Source organism: Acinetobacter proteolyticus (genome assembly GCF_000367945.1).
GTDB lineage: Bacteria > Pseudomonadota > Gammaproteobacteria > Pseudomonadales > Moraxellaceae > Acinetobacter > Acinetobacter proteolyticus.
Window position 1 is genome coordinate 3185491 of the sequence record NZ_KB849179.1, and the last position, 23204, is coordinate 3208694.

A 23204-nucleotide genomic window follows, 5' to 3' on the forward strand; every position below is an offset into this window, starting at 1 on the left:
GCACTATGGGCGGCATCCGTGCCGCCGTCGCGATAGCTGATCCCAACTTAAATTGAGCTAGAGAACTTTAGGATTTGATTTATTTACAAAACATTTTCAACAATGGCACGAATCACGCCGAGTGCTAAACCAATAAATGCACCGACAATCACACCATTGACGCGGATCATATGCAAATCACCACCAACTTCACTTTCGATTTTGGCAATCATTTCACGAGAATCCCATTCATGAATGCGCTCACTGATATAACGAATGATCTTGTCGCTATATTGCTCACTGAAATTGGTGGCTAAGCCGATCATCTTTTCATTCAGTACCTGACGCACTTTTTCATTCTGAATTAGACTTTCACCGAGCTGCTGTATCGCCGCCTGTAAGTTGGTGGCAATGCCTGAATCTTCCTGCATTAAATCGGTTTTAATTGCATCACATAAAATTGCTACAGCGCCACTGATAAAGTTCAATACCTGTGGACTATCAAGCAGGGCATCTTTACCACGATTTAAACGTTGGCTAGCTTCACTGTCAGGCTCTGCCAGTTCTAACATCAAGTTATGCGTGGTAGCTTCAATATCTTGACGCCAAGGATGATCAGGATTGGCCAGCATCGATTCAACTTTTTCAATAAGTGAATCAATAGTGCGTTGCTGTACATCAATGCCGATCCAGCTTGCGCCTTTAGCCAGTTTCCAAACGCCTAATTCTTGGAATAATTTACGTGATAAATCACGTGCTTCTTCAGGATGAGACACCATCCATTCATGTGCCAGATCGAGTCCACGCTGTAACACATCTTGATGGAAATCATTTTCCAATACGGCACGCAGCATTTCACTGGCCAATTTATTGACCTTGGTGCTTCTGACCCATTGCACACTGTTATTTTGGACAAAATGTGCAATTTGATCTTGGCTGACAAATTCAAAAATTCTCGGCACAGTGTGCTGGATCATCTGCACCACATGCTGATTGTTCTTAGGATTAGCCAACCACTGACCTACTGCCAAACTGATATCGGCATTTTGTAGACTGCGTTCTACAATCTGTGGGGAGAGGAAGTTTTCCTGTACAAAGCGACCCATTGACTCGGCAATACGGGCCTTATTGCGCGGAATAATTTCGGTATGATCACGCAACAGTTTGGGTAATGGCATTCTGCCAAAAGGGTTGCGGAATAACACCGTAACCGCATACCAGTCTGCCAAGCCACCGACCACGCCTGCTTCTGCACCGAGCATGAAAATATGGATGAGCCATTTATATTCAGGCAGGAAATGTGCCGCGACCATTAAAGCGACCCATGACACCACTGCAATAATCAGTGCCATGGTGGCGAAGTATTTACTTCGTTGTAAGCTTGGGACGTGGATTTCTTCGACTGAACTCATTGAGTCATCCTTTTAATTTCATTTTTTGTTTTGAGGTGGTGCAGGTGGCTGCAACACGTCTCCTGTTGGACTCAAGCCATATTTAGGCCCTAAGGATTGCAAAATCAGTTGTGCATCAAAGGCATCTGGTGATTGCTGCTGTGTCTTAAAGCACTCGATAGTATACGACACCTGAATCGGATCAATATTGACCACTTGTGGGGTATCGTAGAATGGATCCGGCCAAAAGGCTGGATGACGACGATAATAACCATAAGGATAATACGACGGTGTCGGATAAATCACCGCCTGACGGGGTGTTTTATGGCGAGCGTTGCTTGGATCATCCACCACACTAAAATAGCGGAAACCATTTTTGACCGTGGTTTGCGCTGCTTTGAGCAAGGTAATTTCCTCAGCCGTACCATAACTCAAATTATTATCCGCTTGGAAACCAACGCGGTAAGTTTTGTTATTTAACGGATAAGCGGTGAATTGTCCGAGTTGGTCAAAGGTTCTGGGTTTGGAGGGAACCGTTGCACATCCTGCAAATGTCAGTGCGACAAGGAGCGGGGTGCATATTAATAAAGCTTTCATATGCCATTCCTGTGTACAGTGTCGAGGGAGATCGACTTAGAAACTACTATTCGGTTGAGTTAAAAATTCCAGTTCTTCAGCGCTTGAGTTACGGCCTAAAATTGCATTGCGATGTGGATAACGACCAAAACGATCAATGATCACTTTATGCTTTTTCTCAAAGTTTAAATTAATTTCATTGCCTAAGCGTTGAAACAATTTTAGGGCAAATTCATGTATGAGTTTGGATTCGCTATGCATAAACGGCATATAAAGAAAGGAACGTTGCTCGGGACTGAGTTGTGCATCCAGCTGCAAGCTAATCGCTTCTTGTGACAGGGTTAAAGCCAAGCTGTCGTAGGCAAAGGCCTGTGCCTGATCTCGATATAAATTTCGTGAGAACTGATCGAGGATAATAATTTCAGCCAAACGTCCTTCAGGTGTTTGGCGCCATGACCACAGCTCCGCCTGAGCAGCTTGCTGATGAATCTCTGCAAAGGACGCACGAATTTTTGCATCAAAATCATCACTTTTTGCAAACCAAAGTACACGATGATCAGGGTCAAACCAAAAATTAAGAATGTCTTGCGCTTGCATGGGTGAGTATCCATTGGAAGATTTATTTTTCAATAAAATCACAATTTCAGCGTGTCTTATGTAACAAGATTGTGATAAAAATTGCCAAACTAAACAGGGGTTTCTGTCGCAGCTATTTATGAAATGTGAACAGAGCCTAGATGACTAGATCGTAATTGTCGTTATAATTGGCTGAGTCGAAGGGATCGGCATGCACATCATGTCTGTAGAATCGACGAAGCCGCTACCATGTATGTGGTCGGCTGATCTTGAATAAGCGAGCATAGAATATGAATCAACCCAGCCTTACTTCCTCTGTGATACCAACTTGGGTAGATGCCTCGCTATTAAAGGGGATGTTACGTGGGATCGAGCGTGAAAGCCTACGCATGCAAAGTAATGGATTTTTATCACAAAAAAATCATCCAGAAGCACTCGGTTCAGCGTTAACACATCCACATATCACCACCGATTATTCAGAAGCGTTGATGGAGTTCATCACCACGCCACAAAGCACCATCGCTGCCGCTTTAAACGAATTAAGTGATATCCATAGCATCGTACATCAACAGCTTGAGGAGGGTGAGAAACTCTGGCCTTTGTCGATGCCCTGTATGCTGGATGATAACGAAGAAAATATTAAACTGGCACAATATGGCAGTTCCAATATCGGCCGCTTTAAAACGCTTTATCGCCGTGGTTTAGGCGTACGTTATGGTCGCCGTATGCAGACCATTTCAGGGGTTCATTATAATTTATCGTTTCCAGAACAACTATTTGCGGTTTTACAGCAGCATGAGAGCAACCCAAAATTAAAACAGCTCAGCCTGCAAGATTATCGTAGTCACCGTTATTTTGGTTTGATTCGCAATTTTATTCGCCTGATTCCTTTAGTGATGTATATGTTAGGCGCAAGTCCATCGGTGTGTCGTTGTTTCCTGACTGGTCGTCAGCATCATTTACAGCCTTTAGTCAAAGGCACACTTTATTTACCGGAAGCGACTGCATTGCGGATGGGGCGTTTGGGTTATCAAAACTCAGCACAAAAAGAACTTGGGATTCATTATAACGATCTGCACGATTACTTAGATGGCTTACAAAAAGCCGTGCATACCCCTTATCCAGAATTTACCCAGCTCGGTTTAAATGATGAACAGGGCGAGCCGATTCAGATCAACGATCATGTACTACAGATTGAAAATGAATACTACAGTCTGGTGCGTCCTAAACAGGTGCCGCAAGCAGGTGAAACACCTTCACAAGCCTTAAAAAATCGTGGCGTTGGCTATGTCGAATTACGTGCAGTGGATGTGAATCCGTATAGCGCGATTGGAATTGATGAAATTTCGGCAGGCTTCCTTGAAAGTTTAGCTTTGTATTGCTTGCTCAAAGACAGTCCGGATCTCTTTGCTGAAGAACAAGAACAGATTGATCGTAACCAAACTGAAGTGGTGAATCGTGGTCGTGCGGCAGATGCCAAGATCGAAGAAGGAGATCATTCGATCTCATTAAAAGACTGGGCACAAACTCACTTAAATGCGATTCAAGCCTGTGCCAAGATACTAGACCAAATGGATGGCACCCAGCTATATCAAGATGCCATTCAAGTGATGCAACAACGCCTAGACCATGTTGAAAACACACCTTCGGCGCACGTGATTGCAGATACCTTGCAACATGGTGGCACATGGAATTTTGGTAGTGTCATGGCGCAGCAACATGTCGATCATTATGACCAACATCCACTCAGTGAAGAACGCAAACACTATTTTGAACAATTGGCGCAAACTTCGTTGCAAAAACAGGCGCAACTTGAACAAGATAACGACATGAGTTTTGAACAATATCTTGCACAATATCGCTAATATTTTAGAGGACTTCCCATGCGATGGAATTATCGCTTAGTCAGTGCAGTACTGGTACTGACCAGCATTATTGGTATCTCATTTGCGTTGTATTTAGAACATGTGCAGGGCTTGGATCCTTGTCCACTCTGTATTTTCCAACGCCTTGGTTTAATTGGGATGGGCGTAATCGCGCTAGTCGCCTTTATCCATAATCCAGTTTCAAGTGGTTTCAAACGCTTTTATGCATTTTTAGCAACCTTATCAATTGGCTGGTCAGTTGGTGTTGCGGCACGTCATGTCTGGCTGCAAAGTTTACCACCTGATCAGGTTCCAAGTTGTGGGCCTGGCTTAAACTATCTGGTGGATGCCTTGCCAATGAAAACCGTATTACAGGAAGTACTTTCGGGTTCAGGGGAATGCGCCGCGATAGATTGGACTTTCCTCGGTCAATCGCTGCCCGTTTGGTCTCTGGTTTATTTTAGTTTGATTTTACTGATTTGCTTATGGCAATTATTTAGAAACTATCGCGTTACACAAAAATAAGCGAATCGTTGTTCTAAATCATTTAAACACCCGAAATATGAATGTCTATTTCGGGTTTTATTTTCTCAAAAACTAAACAAGTTGTGCCATTTTGTTGCTTAAAAGCTTTTTTTGTGGACAGATAGGTCTGTTTTTTGTAAAGTTCAGCCGATTCCCCGTACGATCTGATTATAAAAAATGCTTTTTAATATATTTAATGTATTAGAAAAAATAGGGCTAAATGCACAGAAACGTGCCATTCACGTACAATTTTCTAATAAATTACTGAATAACCAAGTTTTTTTACAACGTATACAAGGCCAGCATCAACTTAATGAGGGCTTGTCAGCCGAGCTGATTTGTCTTTCGACCAATGCCCAGATTCCCCTCAAACAATTTATTGGGGTTCAGGTTGCAGTTGATCAGGTTACCGATTCAGGGCAACTGTTTCGCACCACGGGGATTGTGACCGAGGCCAGTTATGGACAAAGTGATGGCGCATTAACGCTGTATAAGCTGACTGTACACGATGCGACCCATTTATGGCATAAGCGCCGTAATAGCCGTGTTTTTATGAATAAAACTATTGTGGAAATCACTGAAGTTTTGTTCAAAGAGTGGCAGCAAAGAAGTCCATTATTTGCAGCAAGTTTGAGTCTGGATCTGAGTGGCTTAAGCCAGAATTATGATATACGCCCATTTGTGATGGGCCATAATGAATCCGACTATTCTTTTCTTACACGCTTATGGCGCAGTGAAGGCATAAACTGGCTGATTGATGAAGCTGAGCTTTTTGTACCGCATTCAAGTACCCCTGTCAAAGCACAGAAGCTAAGATTGATTGATGATAATAGTCAATATCAAGCTTTGGCTCGACGGAGTATTCGTTATCACCGTAGCAGTGCCACAGAATTTCAGGACAGCATAACCGGTTTTGTGGCGGTGCGTAGCTTGCAGCCGACTGCGGTGCATCTGCAACGTTGGCAGCCTGATGCCTTGGCACAAGAAGAAGGTGCAGGTTCAGTGGTTACCAGCCATAACCATTCGGAAAGTTTTGATTCTGCCAGTTTAAGCCTTGAACAGGCATGGCATATCAGTCCAGCTTGGATGCAGGACTTAAAAGGTGAAGACCAAGCCACGGCTTCAGGTGGCAGTCAGCTAGAAAAACTGAATCAGCAATTCAATGACATGTACGCCAGTCAAGCCAAATATTTTAAGGCTTATAGTACCGTGCGCGATAGCCAAGTCGGGTATTGGTTTAATCTCAGGGAACATCCTGAAATTGATCAGCATGAAGGGGCTGATCAGGAGTTCCTGATTATTGCCAAGCATTTCTACAATCAAAATAATTTACCCAAAGATTTACAGCAACAGGTCAGTCAACTGCTCAGCCAGAGCCGCTGGGATCAACACGACTATGACGAGGCAGAGCGTCAGGGTAATGAACTGACCTTGATTCGCCGTCAGATCAAGATCACCCCTGAATATGATCCAGAGTTACATCGTCCGATTGCCTATCCGCAACGCGCCAAAGTAGTGGGGCCCGAAGGGGAAACTATTTATGTGGATGAGTGGGGACGGATCAAGGTTCGTTTTCTGTTTACCCGCAGTGAGGATCATGGCCATGACGGTGGAGCAGGTAGTAATGACAATGACACCGACTCCGCATGGGTCGATGTCCTCACCCCTTGGGCGGGGGAAGGCTATGGAGCACGCTTCTTGCCGCGTATTGGGGAGGTGGTGGTCATCGACTTTTTTGATGGCAACATCGATCGTCCTTTTGTGACTGGACGTATCCATGAAGCACAACGCTCCCCGACCAAGTTTGATGTCAAAGGGCAGCTTCCAGACACTAAAAAACTCAGTGGTATCCGCAGTCAGGAAGTCAATGGCAATGGTTTTAACCAGTTACGTTTTGATGATACGACAGGGCAAATCAGTACCCAATTACAAAGTAGCCATGCGGCAACACAGCTGAATTTAGGTAATTTAAGTCATCCTAAAGTGCAGGAAAGCAGCAACGGTCGTGGTGAGGGCTTCGAGCTTAGAACGGATGCTTGGGGTGCTGTACGGGCAGGCAAAGGCATGCTGATCAGTACCTATGCGCAAGAACAGGCGATTGCTGATCATTTGGAAGCTACCCAGGCACAATCTTTGCTGTCACAGGGTTATGACAGCATGAAAATGCTCAGTGAAGTGGCTGCGAAGCAACAGACCGATGCGCTGAATGTGATTAACCGTTTACCGAAGTTTATTCAGTCATTGGAACTTAAAACCACAGGTCAAGCACTGGATAGCACTTTAAATTTATTTAAAGAAGGGATGAGTAATGATCCGATCCATGCTTTAAAGGATTGTGGTGGTTTTATTGAGGATATTGGTGCCCTCGGCGGCAATGCCAAAGGTGCAGTAGATGAGTTTAATGCGTTCTTTAGTGATGCCAAAGATGCGGTTGAAAATCTGAAAGAGTTCATTGAAAACGTTGAAGAGCATGGCGCTGATATTGTCAAAGGCAAGCTTGCCAGCATTAAAGATCGAATTCAGCAAAACCCTTTTGAAAGTATTAAAGAAGTCGGAAAGGTTTTGGCCAATGTCGATATTAAAGATTTTGAGCTGATGAGTGCCTGTGGCACCTTTAGTAAAGGCAGCAAGTTAGACATCACTCCGTCCAAAGCATTGAGCTCCTTACAGGGCTTTATGGAAGGTTATACCCAAGGTTTGGAAAGCAGTTCGAATGCCAAGCAACAAGAACAAGGCAAGATTTTCAGACAGGCGCTGATGTTGTTGGCATCACCGAATGGAATTGCATTAACGACACCTGAAAATATTATTTTGCAGGCTTCTCAGGATATTGCCGAGAGTGCCAGTGGTTCAATTAACCTGAGTGCACAAAAGAATATTATTGGGCATGCACAGGACAAGATCAGCTTGTTTGCTGCACAAAAGGGCTTTAGAGCGTATGCAGCAAAAGGGAAATTGGAGTTGCAGGCGCAGGATGATGCGATTGAAGCGATTGCCAAGAAGGTGATTAAACTGATTTCTACTGAAGATAAGATTGAAATCACCAGTCCTAAAGAAATTGTACTAACAGCGGGCGGTTCTCAGCTGAAGATCAATGCCAACGGGGTGTTTTCAACCACGGGTGGTAAGTTTGAGAGTAAGGCTGGTCAGCATTTATTTGTGAGTGGCGCTAAGGTTTCATATGAGGTTCCTGAATTACCTAGCACACCGACTTTTAGCAATCGCTTAGATATTTATGACTTATTTTGGGAGAGCGATTTTAGCCAGCTCAGTTATAAAGCTTTTGTACCGGGAACGAATTCATTTACTTCGGGATCAATAGATGAGCATGGTCGTACAGGAAAAATTAGCACGCCAGATCCAACCAAAGTTCAGGTCCTTGTTGGCTCTAATGATGAATGGGGATTAGTCATTGATAGTTTTGATGAAGATGATTTTTTAGCAGATCAAAATGTGAATGACTCAGAAACAGAGAATAATGTAGAAGATAGGGATTGGAAATGAATAAAAAATCATTAGTTACGATACAACTCTTAGATTTATTTGGTAGCCCAATCTCAAAAGCACAATATGAAGTAAAAAATCAGAGGACTGGGCAAGTTATTGCTGCGGGATTTACGAACTCATCTGGATGTATCGTTGAGATTAGTCGAGATAAAGGTACGGCTTTAGATGTTTATATCAAAAGTATGTTTAATGGCTTGATGATCAAGGTACAAAGTTTTGTAATGTCTAGAGATCGCATGCTCGTAAAAATTACAAGCCCAAAAGTAATGTTGGATTTAAAAACATTAACAAATCAAGGTAATAATGGACAATATAAAAGAAAAACGCATGTTGTAAAAAAGGGTGAAACTTTATTTGAAATAGCTCAAAAAAATCATACTACTGTTCGAGCGTTGGAGCGTTTGAATAAAATAGATGACCCCAATAAGATTAGTATTGGGCAAGTGATTAAGTTGCCAGTGAATATTCCTGCTACAGGAAATAATTCACATCAAGAAAAAGCTAAACAGACCACTCAGCAGAGATCACAACCTTCGGCTAGCAGCACTAAAACAAAAGCACCACAGACTCCACCTGTAAGGCCATCGAGTACAACACCTCAGAAAAAGCAGGAAGAAGGAATTTTTGGAGCAAATTTTGGCAGTAAAATCCTCGACCAAGTGAATGAGCTTTATGAAGAAGGTAAAAAAACGCTGAATGAAGCTACAAACGCTGCTTCCAAGATACTGACAGTGGATGACCGTAGTCAGGATGGTGGTACACCTAAAGCAGATGCTCCAAATTTATGCAAAACCAATCCGCAATGTATTTCAAGTGGTAAGAGTGAGCTTATTCGAGAAGTAAATATTCGTTTGGCGGGCTTCGGTGGGGCTTTACCTACGGATGAGTTTACCGAACTAACTGCAAATTGTATTAAGCAATTCCAACGGGATTATATGGGGGTACCAGAGACGGGGAAAATTTGTGGCTCAGTATTGGTAGCGTTGGATAAATTTTATGAAGAATACCCTATTGCAGGTTTTATGGGGAAAGCTGCTTGTAATTGTGGAAAATGTTCGGGCTTTGGTAATGGTAATATGGGGGTTCAATCTGGTTCAAATAAAGCAAATGAATATCCAGGATTACACCGAAGTCTAATCTGGATATTAAAGGCTGTAAATTTTTATTTAAAAAATGAATTTAAGAAAAAGAAAATCGAAGTGGCTTATATAGAGTCTGGTTATAGATGTATTGAAAATAATAAAAAGCATGGAAGAGCAACAGTAAATCATATGGGGTTAGCTCTGGATATTCATTTTAATAAGAATGGAAGTAGGACTCGTGAAGTCAATGATATGGAATTTATTCGAAAAGAAATTATGATTAAAAAAATGCGAGCATCAGAAAATAGAGAGGTTGATAAAATTTATTTAGAACCAAAAGTTTTTAATAGTGGAACTTCAGGAGCAACTACATGGGTACATTTTGACGTTACTAAATTCTCAGCTGTATATTTTGGTGGAAATATTTTTCAAAAAACAATAGTTGAATTAAATGGCGTTAAAATGTTTACTCTAGTAAACAGTTTGAAAGTTCCTAGGATTTTAAGTTGTGGAGGGGGGGTGTCAACACCAAAACCACATGATAATATAGTGGGGGGTGAACTAGTACTAAGTAATGATGATATTATAGATATTATGAAAGTAACTGAGACTGAGGTAATAAAGTTTAAAACAGAGAAGTATTTTACTGATCAAGCTGCTGGTGTTGTAGATACTATTATGAATAGAGTCAAGTCTGGTGTATGGGGGAATAGTGTCAGAAGTGTAGTCAATGCTGATAGACAGTTTTCTAAAATTACAGGTCCTAAAAGTTTAGACCCTTATGGTAGTGTTGAAAAAATGCCAATATCGCATGTAAGTACAAGGGTTAGGAATTTTGTTAATAGCTATCTTATAGAAAGAGCAGATGGTAAACTTTCCATTATTGGAGAAAATCTAAACTATGCAAATAAATATTATTCAGATGCAAAAAATAGAAAGGCATGGGTAGATAAATTTCATGATGAAGCAGTAAAGAAAGGTATGATACTTGGCAATGGAACAGCTATACATGCTCATGGCACTACGACTGAACTAAGAAATAAAATGCCAAAACCTTTTAAAATAGTTCTCCCTAAAAACTTCAAAGGAATTTAATATGTTTAGTAAATATGTGGTTGGTACAGGATTAGTATTGTTAGCATTTGGTTCAACAATATCAGCATGTGCGGATAGTTCGTCAGTAAATTGTAATAAAAATAATGTTTATGAAAGTATACAATGTATAGAAAAGGAAAATAAAAAATTAATTATTAAACTTGATAATGAGAAAAATAGAGAAAAAAATGATTATGATAAATGGGTGAAAAAAATAAAAAGTAATTGTGAAGGGAAAATAAGTCATATAGCTGGGGAAGGTGCTGGTCTAGTTAGAAATCAATGTTATAGGGATGAATATTTATCTAGATTATCATTTTTAACAACTGGAAAATCTTCGAAAGAAGAAAAAAATATTCATGGTTTAGTATTAACACATTTACCTTACAATTCAGTTGATCATTTTAAATGTCTTTTAAAGAAAGATATAAATAGTTGTTCTAAAGTTAATTTGGTGAGCTCATCTAATTTGATAAAATTCTATCCATCTATTTCTCCTAGTTATGGGGATGGTATTGTTCTTCCAGAAACAGAAAGTGGTAAACAAATCATTATTTCTCCATTTGAAGATAATGAGGATGAGGGGCCACAACTTGCTATTTTAATCATTAATGCTTTTGGTGTGGAAGAAAAGAAATTTATACCAGCAACTAAAAACGTATTAATCGATAAGAATTATAATTTAACTTATATGGAAGGAAATAAAGAAAAACGAGTACAATTAAAATGATAATTTTATTTGTATTGTAGTAAATACGTGAAATCAGCCCGAATTTTGCTTAGTTCGGGCTTTTTTGTAAACAAACAGTAAGAGCAAGGCAAACTTTTCAGACAGGCGCTGATGTTGCTGGCATTGTCGAATGGGATTGCATTAGCCACGCCTGAAAATATTATCTTTCAGACCGCTCAGGATATTGCCGAGAGTGCTAGTGGTTCAATTAATTTGAGCGTACAGAAAAATATTATTGGCATGTACAGGACAAGATCAGTTTGTTTGCTGCGTAAAATGGCATTAGGGTTTATACAGCAAAAGGGAAATTGGAGTTGCAGGCGAGGTTCCGCAATTACCGAATAGATTTAATTATGGTAATGGGATTAATTTATATAAAATTTTTCAATGGAGTAATTTTGATAGTATTAAATATAAGGGTATTTTTGAGAATCAAAAAATTATCCAAGGAAGTTTAGAGTGGTTGAAGTGAACAGAACGATTTAAAAGTAGTACTCCTGATAAAATGAAAGCCAGGATTGTGTTAATATTTTAAGAGATAATGGCGGGTTGCTAATGAAATTTATATGTTTTTTATTTTCTGTTTTATTAACTAGTGGATGCAGTGCGAAGATAAATGTTAATAGTTTGGATCAAAATCAGCAATGTGAAAATGATCTTAATGCTATTGTTTATAAAAATTTTGACATGAAAGAAATTAAAAAGAAAGATATTACTTTCGATTTTTCAGAAAAGGATTACATACAAATATTTGTGAAAAGTAAAAGTGGGGTAAACAATGGAGCGACATTTGGGTGGATTAAAATTGATAAAAATAATAATAAATTATATGATGTTACTTATGATAATGAAAATAAAATTCCAATGAATACTTTAGGTAAAAATAATTATATCGATAGATGTCTGTAGTTTTAGTGCTGTTAAAAGTTTTGTGGTATAAAAATAAGGAGATAAGTTTGTGAAAGTTTTTAATCATATAAAAATGTATTTAGCTATATTAGTGCTAACCCCTATTTTTGCTTGCTCAAGCAGTTCGTCAGTCGCCAAAGAAATTAACAAAATAGAAGAAAATGTGAAATCGGTTAAATCTTCAGCATCTTTGAATTCATTTATGAATTTTAATGATACTTTTTATTCATTTAAAATTTGTAATATAACTGGTAAATGTCAATTGAATAAGGCGAGAAGTAATAAAGATCAATATTTTTTTGAAAGTTTTGCTCCTCCGAATGATGAATTTTATTTAAAAAAGAATAAGGAGGGGTATGTTCTCTATTATAAAAATATTTATAATGAAGATGTTTTAATGGGGTGGGCAAATTCTCATATTTTATCTGAGAATGATGAGAATTTAATTTTAGGTATAAATAAAGTGTTTTTGACTATGGGGGGAGTCGATTTTTTATTAATGGGTGATAATTCAAACCAAGTACAATCCAGAAACTATAAAAAAGGCATTTATTTTTTGAATGATAATTATGACAAAAATCCATACTATCAAAAACAAGAAATTAAATTTACGAAAAAAAAGGATGGTACGATATTTTTAGATTGTAAGGCTTATATGAAAAATGAAATGGTAAAAAAACAATTTTCTGGAATTTTTTATAATGAATGTTCAGATGAAAGTAAAATTTATTTTAAGAAAATATAATCTATAAATATAAAATGATAAAGAAGGTCATAAAAACCTTCTTTATTCTTGTTAAAATTAGAGTGCAGTTTGTTCGATATCTGGAGCAACAGTGCAGGAGTTGATTTAGGGCATCTAGTGGGGCAATAGAAATAGTAAGGATGAAATTATGTATCTATCGTATTTTTTTAAGTCAATTTTTGAAATGTGTATGATGAATAAATTATTATAACTATTTAATTTATCTTCAAGCCGAGACACCTGATGCTTACGTACCTAAGCAGGTGAATTGCTTAACCAAGAAAAAGATTAAATTTAGTGAATGTTATGGTCGTTGTGGTTGATTTTAGTGGAACTTATTATGAATTCATCCTATAGAAAATATACCTATATTCTAGGCTTAATCTGCTTAAGCATTATAACTGCTTCCTGTAGCACTGCCTCAGAAAAGAAACATAAAATTTCTCATCAAAACCAAATACATAAAGCTTCATCAAATCCTGTAAAGTTAAAAAATGATGATGGCTTCCTGATCACTTCTCTAACTCAAATGCCCATCTTAACTGTATTTTATCGGCACAAAGAATGAACTGCGGCTCAATCAATTTGATTGATAGCAGCCATCTGATTAAAGTTTATAACTTTATCAACCCACGTTATGGTGATTCAGTCATTTTCCCAGAAACAAGTACAGGCATTTTATTAATTGCATCTCCTTCTTCAAGTGAAGCTGGAAATCCAGAAATAAATCTGACAACGGTAAACAAGTTTGGCTTGGTTAAAAGCATTACCTTAGATGCATCTCAAAATATTGTGATTAATCAGAAGTATGAAATTTTATATAAAGAAGATGGAAAAGATCTAAAACTGAAATTAAATGACCAAGGTGAATTTGTGAAGTAAAGCTATTCCTAAGCTGATTGAGCCTGTTACAGCTTTTGACCGAAAAAAGCTCAGCTAGCTAGAATCTAACTGAGCTTTTATGGTTTAGGTCTCAACAATGCCTTCTAAATCATCAAAGGTATAGTTTTGAGGTACGTTGATCATATGGGTTTGTACACCGGCTTCAACTTTCTCTTTAGCATCTGGATATAACCAGCGTGTGATTTGTTCGGCCACACTGGAATGATACTGAATTTCAAAATGATTCAACCCATAGAAAACCGCTTTATGGGTGTCAGGTAATTTCAATTGGAAACGTGGATTTTGGTGTTCACCCAAAGCACTTTTCACACTGACCAGGTAATCCCCAATCACAGACAGCGCTTTATTACGTAACTTCTCAAATTCTAAAGTCCCTGCAATCAAGAAGGTATTGATATGCGATGGGAGAGGAGCAGGTTTACGGTTGTCGTCGGCAAAGCCAATACGTGCATCATTATGTTCCCAGTCATCATCACGGACACTGCCATAACGTAGATCAAGTATGCCGTTACTACGCACATTCACCAACTGACCTAGCAAGTTGATAAACGGGAAGCCACCGAGTTTGTCTTGTAAAACGAAACCAAAACGTTCAAGTACTGCACCATGATGTGGCGAACCGATACAAACCAGATTCTCGACCATATGCACCCATTGATACAGATTCTGTTTGCCATAAAACAGGGCACTACGCGAAACCAAGCCACCCATACTGTGACCGATCAGGTCAATACTGGTAATACGCGGATTACGTTGCACCAAATCCTCTAAGGTATTGGCAAAACTACGGCCATTCGCAGAAATTCGGCGTCCAGTGTTGTAATTCAAATACAACATGGTGTTGTTATCACGTTGCGCGAGCAAACGCTCACCAATCCCACCATAACGATGATTAGACCAAGTTAAATGGTTCATACACAAACCATGAGCCAGAATCACCACACGGCCTGTTAGCTCGCCTTGCTGTAATGAACCATAGTGATCATAAAGCACCATTGGTAACGCCATTGGATTGTGTTGCTTTAAAAAGAAATCACCAAAAACTCCATTCAGCGCACCCACTAAAAAATGCAAGGTTGGGGTTAAGGGCTTATCATGCAAGACTGGAAATTTTTCAATAATGCGACGTAAATTAGGTGCAAGAAAATGACTGCCATATTTCTGCAGTGCCACATAAGAAAACTGATAAAACTTTTGCAGTTGAGGGTGCTTTTGTAATTGTTTGGCTTTTTGTGCACTTAAACCGAGCGTTGTCCTTAATACCTCAGTTTGTACCACTTGGATCAGTTCGTGTACGCCACTGAGACTGGTACTGACCAGCTGTGCCAAACCTTCCAGAACATCTGCCTGACTTGGGGGCGTGCGATCCCACTTACAATAGGTTTCATGCAGAGGTGTTAAACTTGGCATATTGATTTCCCCATCCTTGATATATACCGAAGGTTTGAAGTGTTTTTTCTGAATATTGTTTAGATAAACTACAACAAACGCTTACATCTTATGTCTTTCATACGTAATTTTTTTAGAATACTGATGAACGGAGTACAGTATCGTTTTTTGTGTCAGACAATATCCAGCTTAAATGTAATTTATATTGTTATTTGTTTAACTATTAATCAAAATAATGTGATTTATTTCACTTTATGTCAACTCATTGCCTATTTTGGTGCGTATGCAAATTATCTATCTACATGGTTTCCGAAGCAGTCCGATGTCGATAAAAGGGCAGCAGTTGCAACAATATTGTGCACAGCATGAGGCGATACAGGTGCATTTACCTGATTTAAATCAGCCGCCCAACCAAGTGCTAGAACAACTCTCTCAGCTTATCGAAAATTTAGCACAGGATAAAGTTGTTTTAGTGGGAAGTAGCTTGGGGGGCTTTTATGCGACATATCTTGTCGCTAAATATGGCTGTGCTGCTGTACTGATTAATCCGGCTATGCAACCATGGCGTTTATTCGAAGATTTATTTGGGATTGAACAAATCCCGCTCAAAGTTACTGCATCATGGACCCTTGATGCCGATCAACTGCAGCAATTACAATCGATTGCTGACACGAAACTGGCGCATGCTGATAAAATTCTGGTGCTGTTGCAACAAGGCGACGAAGTCTTGGATTATCAGCAAGCTCAACGTTATTATAGTGCAGTTCATCCATCATCATTGATTTTAACCGACGCTAATGGTAATCATGCAATGGATGATTTTGAAGAAAAATTACCTTTAATTCTCGAATTTTTATCGGCAGCGATCCAATAAGGAAGTCAGACCAAGTGACACAATACACGGCCCAATCCCTTGAAGTTCTTTCTGGTTTAGATCCTGTTCGTCGTCGACCAGGCATGTATACCGATACCTCACGTCCAAACCATTTGGCGCAAGAGGTGATTGATAATGCAGTCGATGAAGCACTTGCGGGTCATGCCAATCAGATTTGTGTCACGGTCTATGAAGATGGCTCATTGTCAGTCGAAGATAATGGACGCGGAATGCCAGTCGATATTCATCCTGAATATGGGCAAAGTGGTATCGAGATTATTTTGACCAAGCTGCATGCAGGCGGTAAATTCAGTACCGATAACTATCAGTTCTCTGGTGGTCTGCATGGGGTCGGGATTTCGGTGGTGAATGCCTTATCGACCCGTGTTGAAGTGGCAGTACAGCGTCAAGGTAATCTCTATCAAATGGCCTTTGAACAAGGCGAGCCCGTTGCGCCTTTGTCGGTCTTAGAAGGTAAGGTCGCTAAGCGTGCCACAGGCACGACCGTGCGTTTCTGGCCTGAAACCAAATATTTTGATAGCCCTAAATTTGCACTTAAAGCACTGAAACATAATTTAAAAGCCAAGGCTGTTTTAGCGGCTGGCTTAAAGATTATTTATGACGATAAAATCAATAATGAAAAGATTGAATGGCAATTTGAAAATGGTCTGGTCGACTATTTGATGGATGAATTGCAAGATCGTGACATCTTGCCAGATCCTGCTTTTGTCAGTAGTGGTCAAGCCGACCGCGCTGCCTGTGAATTTGCGATTTGCTGGAATGTGGAAGGTGGCGAGCAGATTCAGGAAAGCTATGTCAACTTAATTCCAACCGCGCAAGGTGGTACCCATGTCAATGGTCTACGTTCAGGTGTGACCGAAGCCTTGCGTGAATTCTGTGAATTACGCAATTTGTTGCCACGTAATATGAAGCTGTCTGCGGAAGATGTCTGGGATGGCGTAAATTTTATTCTATCGCTGAAATTCCAAGAGCCCCAATTTTCTGGGCAAACCAAAGAACGTTTATCCAGTCGTGAAGCCTCTAATATTGTGCTGAACATCGCCAAAGATGCATTTGCCCTATGGCTGAATCAACACGCAGAGATTGCGACACAACTGGCTGAAATGGCGATTGCCAAAGCAGGGCGTCGTCTTAAAGCAGCGAAAAAAGTTGAACGTAAGAAGATTGTGGCAGGTCCAGCACTACCAGGAAAACTGGCGGACTGTGTCGGCTTAACCCGTGAGGACAGTGAATTATTTATTGTCGAAGGGGATTCCGCGGGCGGTAGTGCCAAACAAGCACGCGACAAGAACTTCCAAGCGATTATGCCAATTCGCGGAAAAATTCTGAATACATGGGAAGTCTCTTCGGATGAAGTGTTGGCTTCTCAAGAAGTGCATGATATTGCCATCGCGATCGGGGTCGATCCGGGCAGTGATGATCTGTCTGAATTACGTTATGGCAAGATCTGTATCCTTGCCGATGCGGACTCAGATGGTCTGCATATCGCAACTTTATTATGCGCTTTATTCGTAAAACATTTCCCGACCTTGGTTGAAGAGGGGCATCTGTTTGTGGCGATGCCTCCACTCTATCGTATTGATATTGGTAAAGATGTGTACTACGCCTTGGATGATGATGAGCTTGAAAGCATCCTGAAAAAAGTTAAAGGCAACAAGAATCCGCAGATCACTCGATTTAAAGGGTTGGGCGAGATGAATGCCAGTCAATTGCGTGAAACCACCATGGATCCGAATACGCGTCGATTGGTGCAGTTGGACTTGGACGATGCACATTTAACCGCAGGTTTATTGGATAAATTGCTGGCGAAAAAGCGTTCAGCCGACCGTAAGCACTGGTTAGAACAAAAGGGTAATTTAGCGGATATTACTGTTTAAGTGCTTTGTCTCATTGTTGGATTAAAGCCAAGCATTAGCTTGGCTTTTTCTTTGCTTGAGGTTTAGATATCTATGCTGAACAAATTTGCATCATTTTAGGTCAGCACGTATTTTTTGTATGCAATGTTGTATACAAGATGAAAGAATTAAAGCTTAAATTTTATTTAAATTAATCAAAAACAATATCTTATTGTGTTGGCACAGAAATTGAATAACTCCACCCAGTAAAAATCACAATTATTGATGGGTGGAGAGAAAGATGCAAAACAAATTGATGTCGATGTCTGTACTGATGGCAGCCATGATGGGGATCGGTCTGGTTGGCTGTTCAAAACCAGCAGAAAAAACAGAACAAACCAAAACAGAAGCCAAAACTGCACCCGCAGCCAGCGGCGATACCATTAAGGTCGGGATTCTACATTCACTTTCAGGCACCATGGCGATTTCAGAAACCTCGCTTAAAGATACCGCCTTGATGACTATTAATGAGATCAATGCCAATGGTGGGGTACTCGGAAAAAAATTAGAACCAGTGATTGTTGACCCTGCTTCGGATTGGCCATTATTTGCAGAAAAAGCCCGTCAGTTGATTACCCAAGATAAAGTGGCTGTTATTTTTGGCTGCTGGACATCTGTTTCGCGTAAATCAGTGTTGCCTGTGGTGGAAGAGCTGAATGGCTTATTGTTCTATCCAGTGCAGTATGAAGGTCAGGAACAATCTAAAAACATCTTCTATACCGGTGCAGCACCGAACCAACAAGCGATTCCTGCAGTTGAATACTTGATGGGAGATGAAGGCGGTAAAGCAGAACGTTTTGTGTTACTCGGTACAGACTATGTCTATCCACGGACCACCAATAAAATCTTGCGTGCATTCTTGAAGTCGAAAGGTGTGGCCGATGCCGACATCATGGAAGAGTACACCCCCTTTGGTCATAGTAATTATCAAACCATTGTCTCCAATATTAAGAAGTTCTCTGCGGGTAAAAAGACTGCGGTCATTTCGACCATCAATGGCGATTCTAATGTGCCGTTCTATCGTGAATTGGGCAACCAAGGCATTAAAGCGTCTGATATTCCCGTCATGGCGTTCTCGGTGGGTGAGGAAGAATTACGTGGTATCGATACCAAACCATTGGTCGGTCATTTAGCGTCATGGAACTATTTCATGTCGGTGAAAAATCCGAAGAACACTGAGTTTGTGAATAAATTCAAACAATATGCGGTGGAATACAAACTTCCAAATGCAGACAAAGTGGTGACCAACGATCCGATGGAAGCGACCTATGTCGGGATCAATATGTGGAAGCAAGCGGTTGAAAAAGCAGGCACGACTGAGGTGGACAAAGTTCGTGATGCGATGGCAGGTCAGACCTTTGCTGCACCATCGGGCTATACCTTAAAAATGGATGAAACTAATCACCATCTACATAAACCCGTGATGATTGGACAGATCCGCGGTGATGGTCAATTCGACGTGGTCTATAAAACACCACAAACCATAAAGGCAGAGCCTTGGAGTCCGTATATCCCGAAATAAGGGGCTTTTCGCCTGCTGTGCTGTATCGGCAGCAGGCATTTTTATTCTGTTTTTTGACCTATTTAAAACCGTTAATAATAAGGGGAGTTCTATGGCGAAACACTATGTTTTGGCACTGCTCTGCATCATGGCACAGATGATTTTTAGTCCAGCATGGGCAGAAGCCACATCCGCAACAACCGTGACGTCTACAGCTTCTCAAGATGCCATTCAGACCTTTGTGAAGTCCGATTTTGCCACGCGTCGCGCCATGCTCAATCAATGGCCTGCCAGTATTGAACAACTGGATCAACTGGTGGCCTATATTGATCAAAATGAGCTGTATACCGATAGCGCAGGGAATACTTATCTGTTAAAAAATGATGACAAGCTGTTCAGCTATCCTGAGCAACAGGCGCTGGAACAATGGCCTGCGGATTTATCTCAAGTGACTTTAGTCAATACCTTACGCAAGGCACTGAATTTTGGTCAAGCCAAGGCCAAACTCAATTCTACAGATGCTTCACAACGTTTAGCTGCGGTCGATATTTTAGAAAATAATTTGGCTGAACTCGATGTGGCGATGGTGAAGCAGCTTTATCTGAATGAAAAAAATGATCAGGTCAAAGCACGTTTAGCACAGCTCAAAGCCCGTTTGGATTTTAATAGCCCTGATGCGTTCACCAAGCTTGAAGCCGTGAAAGTCTTGGCCGATTCAAATCGTCCTGACGTATTCGCCTTGATCACTCAAACCTTAGAACAACCGCAAAGCAATCCTGCATTGAAGGCAGCGTTGTTGGATGCACACAATAAAATTAAAACCCGACTACAAATCAGTGAATGGTCAGGCCATGTCTTTTCAGGTCTGAGTACCGCCAGTATTTTACTGCTCGCAGCGCTTGGCTTAGCGATTACCTATGGTCTGCTTGGGGTGATTAACATGGCACATGGTGAGCTGATTATGATCGGTGCCTATACCACCTATGTGATTCAAAGCTTTTTTAAAACCCATTTTGCGGGATTGATGGATTGGTATCTATTGGCGGCAATTCCTGCGGCATTTCTGGTCAGTGCCTTGATGGGCATGTTGATTGAACGCACCGTGATTCGCCCGCTCTATGGTCGTCAACTGGAGACTTTACTTGCCACCTTTGGGGTGAGCCTGATCCTGATGCAATTGGTGCGCATGGTGTTTGGTGCGCAAAATGTAGAGGTTTCCAACGTAGCATGGTTGAGTGGCGGAATTGCGCTCACACCGAGCTTAATGTTGCCGTATAACCGTATCGCCATTATTGGCTTTACTGTTGCGGTGTTATTACTGTTGCTGTTTTTACTCAATAAAACCCGCTTTGGTTTATTTGTACGGGCGGTAACGCAAAACCGTCAAATGGCGCGTGCTGTCGGTATCCGTTCTGCACGGATTGACATGATGGCTTTTGGTCTGGGTTCAGGCTTGGCGGGTTTGGCAGGCTGTGCCTTGGCACAGGTGGGTAATGTTGGACCAGACCTTGGACAAAACTACATTATTGATGCCTTCCTCGTTGTCGTGGTCGGTGGTGTCGGTCAAGTTTGGGGGGCGGTATTGGCGGCACTCGGATTGGGGATTAGCGGTACAGTTTTAGAGATTGGTTTAGGCGCAGTGCTCGCAAAAATTATTCTCTTGGTTCTTGTGATTTTGTTTATCCAAAAGCGTCCACAAGGTTTGTTTGCCATCAAAGGCCGTTTTGTGGAGTAAGCCAATGAAAATCACTTCTTTATTTGCTGACAAGCCCTATAGCGCGGTGGCGATTGCAGTTTGTTTCGGCGTGCTCTTATTGTTGCCATGGCTACACCTGTTGTCTCCTGACTCGGCATTTTACCTATCCGCTTACTGGATCACCTTGATTGGCAAGATCATGTGTTTGGCTTTGGTGGCTCTTGCACTGGATCTGGTCTGGGGCTATGCCGGGATTCTAAGCTTGGGACATGGTTTGTATTTTGCTTTGGGGGGATATGCCTTTGGCATGTACCTGATGCGTCAATCTGCAGGTGATGGTCTGCCTGATTTTATGCGCTTCCTGAGTTGGACCGAGTTACCTTGGTATTGGATCGGGACCGAGCATATTGCGTGGGCTTTAGCACTGGTGGTGCTGGTACCCGGTTTGATCGCATTTATCTTTGGCTTTTTTGCATTTCGCTCCAAAATCAAAGGCGTATATTTCTCGATTATTACTCAAGCCATGACCTTTGCCGCCGCATTACTGTTTTTCCGTAATGAAACAGGCTTTGGGGGCAATAATGGTTTTACAGGCTTTAAAACAATTTTGGGTTTTGATATTACCTCTGCACCAATGCGCGCAACGCTGTGCTTTGTGACTGCGTTGATGTTGATGTTGTGCTTCCTTGGCCTACGTCAACTGATGAATCGTCCTTATGGGAGAGTATTGGGCGCGATTCGTGACAGTGAAAATCGTTTGCAATACCTCGGCTATCGTACGCTGTGGTACAAGTTATCCGCATGGGTATTGTCTGCAGTGATTGCGGGCATTGCAGGGGCCCTGTATGTGCCGCAGGCAGGCATCATTAACCCAAGTGAAATGAACCCAGTCAATTCAATTGAAATGGCGGTGTGGGTGGCTGCGGGTGGACGTGGCACTTTGATTGGCCCGATTTTAGGGGCAGGTTTAATCAATGCAGTGAAAACCTATTTCACGGTGGCTGCGCCAGAAGCATGGTTATTGATCTTGGGCGCGCTATTCATCGTGGTGACCTTGTTCTTACCAAAAGGTGTGATTGGTTTATTTGACCGTTTTAAAAAGGAGCGTGATTAAATGAGTGATGTATTAATAGACTCAGCTCAACATGGCGGTCAACTGGGTGAGGGCTATGGTCGTGCCAAGCCGCAAGGTGCGGATTTTAGCCATGGCATTGCCTTATATCTGGAAAAAGTCAGTGTCTGGTTTGACTCATTTCGAGCCTTAAATGATTTGTCGTTGTACATTGCCGAGGGTGAATTACGCTGCATCATCGGGCCGAATGGGGCGGGTAAAACCACCTTGATGGATGTGATTACAGGTAAAACCCGTCCAACCACAGGCACGGCATTTTTTGGACAAAACTATGATCTTGCCAAAATGAGTACCGAGCAAATTGCCGAAGCGGGTATCGGTCGAAAATTCCAAAAGCCAACGGTATTTGAAAATTTTACTGTCATGGAAAATCTACTATTGGCAGCACCACGAGATAAACGGGTGAAGAAAAGCTTCTTTTCTCGTTTAGACCCAGAAGCGCAATTGGCTTTGGATGAAAGTCTGGAACAGATTCGTTTAAAGGAGTTTGTACACAAGCCAGCGGGGCTGCTCTCGCATGGACAAAAACAGTGGTTGGAAATCGGCATGTTGCTGATGCAACGGCCGAAGTTGATTTTATTGGATGAGCCTGTTGCAGGAATGACCGATGCTGAAACCGAGCGTACGGCTGAACTGTGTCTGGAACTGAAAAAAAATCACACCCTTGTGGTGGTGGAACATGATATGAGTTTTATTGACACCATCAGTGAAAAAGTCACGGTACTGGCGCAAGGGGCGATCTTGGCCGAGGGTACATTGGCAGAGGTTCAGGCCAATGAAGATGTGATTGAAAAGTATTTAGGACGTTAGGAG

17 protein-coding genes and 2 pseudogenes are annotated in these 23204 nt (G+C 41.2%); 15 read left to right on the forward strand and 4 right to left on the reverse strand.

The genetic code is table 11. The features are described 5' to 3' along the window. Positions 1 to 83: 83 nt before the first annotated feature. The 3 genes from F993_RS02290 to F993_RS02280 are packed head-to-tail and all read right to left on the reverse strand — an operon-like array spanning position 84 to position 2543. Positions 84 to 1391 carry a DUF445 domain-containing protein gene (locus F993_RS02290; protein WP_004657066.1) on the reverse strand — a complete coding sequence of 436 codons (1308 nt, stop codon included), beginning with the start codon at positions 1389 to 1391 and terminating at the stop codon, positions 84 to 86. Between the two features lie 18 nt (positions 1392 to 1409). After that, entirely contained in the window at positions 1410 to 1967 is a 558-nt protein-coding gene (locus F993_RS02285) for a CC0125/CC1285 family lipoprotein (RefSeq protein ID WP_004657069.1), read from the reverse strand. A 36-nt stretch (positions 1968 to 2003) separates the two neighbouring features. Then, positions 2004 to 2543: a DUF924 family protein gene (locus F993_RS02280; RefSeq protein WP_004657071.1), complete on the reverse strand. Its 540-nt coding sequence runs from the start codon at positions 2541 to 2543 to the stop codon at positions 2004 to 2006. A 269-nt stretch (positions 2544 to 2812) separates the two neighbouring features. Between F993_RS02280 and gshA the strand changes: the two genes are divergently transcribed. The 9 genes and pseudogenes from gshA (at position 2813) to F993_RS0119825 (ending at position 13862) form a co-directional block, all read left to right on the forward strand. Further along, entirely contained in the window at positions 2813 to 4387 is a 1575-nt protein-coding gene (gene gshA / locus F993_RS02275) for a glutamate--cysteine ligase (protein WP_004657073.1), read from the forward strand. An 18-nt stretch (positions 4388 to 4405) separates the two neighbouring features. After that, positions 4406 to 4912: a disulfide bond formation protein B gene (locus tag F993_RS02270; protein ID WP_004657076.1), complete on the forward strand. Its 507-nt coding sequence runs from the start codon at positions 4406 to 4408 to the stop codon at positions 4910 to 4912. 177 nt (positions 4913 to 5089) lie between these two features. Continuing rightward, positions 5090 to 8416, forward strand: a complete 3327-nt coding sequence (locus F993_RS02265; RefSeq protein ID WP_004657078.1) for a type VI secretion system Vgr family protein — start codon at positions 5090 to 5092, stop codon at positions 8414 to 8416. Further along, positions 8413 to 10596 (forward strand): M23 family metallopeptidase, encoded by a 2184-nt coding sequence (locus tag F993_RS02260; RefSeq protein ID WP_004657081.1) that lies wholly within the window; start codon positions 8413 to 8415, stop codon positions 10594 to 10596. The genes F993_RS02265 and F993_RS02260 overlap by 4 nt, the downstream gene beginning before the upstream one ends. Position 10597: 1 nt before the next feature. Next, positions 10598 to 11326: a hypothetical protein gene (locus tag F993_RS02255; RefSeq protein WP_004657083.1), complete on the forward strand. Its 729-nt coding sequence runs from the start codon at positions 10598 to 10600 to the stop codon at positions 11324 to 11326. An 81-nt stretch (positions 11327 to 11407) separates the two neighbouring features. Then, a pseudogene (locus tag F993_RS02250) lies at positions 11408 to 11598 on the forward strand (DUF2345 domain-containing protein); the annotation flags it as partial. 283 nt (positions 11599 to 11881) lie between these two features. Beyond that, positions 11882 to 12235, forward strand: a complete 354-nt coding sequence (locus F993_RS02245; RefSeq protein WP_004657087.1) for a hypothetical protein — start codon at positions 11882 to 11884, stop codon at positions 12233 to 12235. Between the two features lie 49 nt (positions 12236 to 12284). Then, positions 12285 to 12980, forward strand: a complete 696-nt coding sequence (locus F993_RS02240; protein WP_004657090.1) for a hypothetical protein — start codon at positions 12285 to 12287, stop codon at positions 12978 to 12980. 340 nt (positions 12981 to 13320) lie between these two features. Further along, positions 13321 to 13862, forward strand: a pseudogene (locus F993_RS0119825) (hypothetical protein). 84 nt (positions 13863 to 13946) lie between these two features. On the opposite strand, the gene F993_RS02235 reads toward F993_RS0119825, so the two are convergent. Beyond that, positions 13947 to 15293 (reverse strand): PGAP1-like alpha/beta domain-containing protein, encoded by a 1347-nt coding sequence (locus tag F993_RS02235; RefSeq protein ID WP_004657094.1) that lies wholly within the window; start codon positions 15291 to 15293, stop codon positions 13947 to 13949. A 262-nt stretch (positions 15294 to 15555) separates the two neighbouring features. On the opposite strand from F993_RS02235, the gene F993_RS02230 reads away from it, so the two are divergent. From F993_RS02230 to urtD, 6 genes are all read left to right on the forward strand, one after another. After that, entirely contained in the window at positions 15556 to 16146 is a 591-nt protein-coding gene (locus F993_RS02230; protein WP_004657096.1) for a YqiA/YcfP family alpha/beta fold hydrolase, read from the forward strand. Positions 16147 to 16160: 14 nt separating this feature from the next. After that, entirely contained in the window at positions 16161 to 18044 is a 1884-nt protein-coding gene (parE, locus tag F993_RS02225) for a DNA topoisomerase IV subunit B (RefSeq protein WP_004657097.1), read from the forward strand. Between the two features lie 259 nt (positions 18045 to 18303). Beyond that, on the forward strand, positions 18304 to 19584 hold the full coding sequence (urtA, locus tag F993_RS02220; RefSeq protein WP_004657099.1) for an urea ABC transporter substrate-binding protein: 1281 nt from the start codon (positions 18304 to 18306) through the stop codon (positions 19582 to 19584). A gap of 91 nt (positions 19585 to 19675) precedes the next feature. Then, on the forward strand, positions 19676 to 21298 hold the full coding sequence (gene urtB, locus F993_RS02215) for an urea ABC transporter permease subunit UrtB (RefSeq protein ID WP_004657101.1): 1623 nt from the start codon (positions 19676 to 19678) through the stop codon (positions 21296 to 21298). Positions 21299 to 21302: 4 nt separating this feature from the next. Further along, complete coding sequence (urtC, locus tag F993_RS02210; protein WP_004657103.1) at positions 21303 to 22373, forward strand: urea ABC transporter permease subunit UrtC; 1071 nt, start codon at positions 21303 to 21305, stop codon at positions 22371 to 22373. Then, the gene (urtD, locus tag F993_RS02205) at positions 22374 to 23201 is read left to right on the forward strand and encodes an urea ABC transporter ATP-binding protein UrtD (protein WP_004657105.1); all 828 of its coding nucleotides are present in this window, start codon (positions 22374 to 22376) and stop codon (positions 23199 to 23201) included. The last annotated feature ends 3 nt before the right edge of the window (positions 23202 to 23204 follow it).

Excerpts from the sequence above, each read along its gene's own strand:
- F993_RS02290 (WP_004657066.1), bottom strand. The coding sequence starts at position 1,391 with ATGAGTTCAGTCGAAGAAATCCACGTCCCAAGCTTACAACGAAGTAAA.
- F993_RS02285 (WP_004657069.1), bottom strand. The coding sequence starts at position 1,967 with ATGAAAGCTTTATTAATATGCACCCCGCTCCTTGTCGCACTGACATTT.
- F993_RS02280 (WP_004657071.1), bottom strand. The coding sequence starts at position 2,543 with ATGCAAGCGCAAGACATTCTTAATTTTTGGTTTGACCCTGATCATCGT.
- gshA (WP_004657073.1), top strand. The coding sequence starts at position 2,813 with ATGAATCAACCCAGCCTTACTTCCTCTGTGATACCAACTTGGGTAGAT.
- F993_RS02270 (WP_004657076.1), top strand. The coding sequence starts at position 4,406 with ATGCGATGGAATTATCGCTTAGTCAGTGCAGTACTGGTACTGACCAGC.
- F993_RS02265 (WP_004657078.1), top strand. The coding sequence starts at position 5,090 with ATGCTTTTTAATATATTTAATGTATTAGAAAAAATAGGGCTAAATGCA.
- F993_RS02260 (WP_004657081.1), top strand. The coding sequence starts at position 8,413 with ATGAATAAAAAATCATTAGTTACGATACAACTCTTAGATTTATTTGGT.
- F993_RS02255 (WP_004657083.1), top strand. The coding sequence starts at position 10,598 with ATGTTTAGTAAATATGTGGTTGGTACAGGATTAGTATTGTTAGCATTT.
- F993_RS02245 (WP_004657087.1), top strand. The coding sequence starts at position 11,882 with ATGAAATTTATATGTTTTTTATTTTCTGTTTTATTAACTAGTGGATGC.
- F993_RS02235 (WP_004657094.1), bottom strand. The coding sequence starts at position 15,293 with ATGCCAAGTTTAACACCTCTGCATGAAACCTATTGTAAGTGGGATCGC.
- F993_RS02230 (WP_004657096.1), top strand. The coding sequence starts at position 15,556 with ATGCAAATTATCTATCTACATGGTTTCCGAAGCAGTCCGATGTCGATA.
- urtA (WP_004657099.1), top strand. The coding sequence starts at position 18,304 with ATGCAAAACAAATTGATGTCGATGTCTGTACTGATGGCAGCCATGATG.
- urtB (WP_004657101.1), top strand. The coding sequence starts at position 19,676 with ATGGCGAAACACTATGTTTTGGCACTGCTCTGCATCATGGCACAGATG.
- urtC (WP_004657103.1), top strand. The coding sequence starts at position 21,303 with ATGAAAATCACTTCTTTATTTGCTGACAAGCCCTATAGCGCGGTGGCG.
- urtD (WP_004657105.1), top strand. The coding sequence starts at position 22,374 with ATGAGTGATGTATTAATAGACTCAGCTCAACATGGCGGTCAACTGGGT.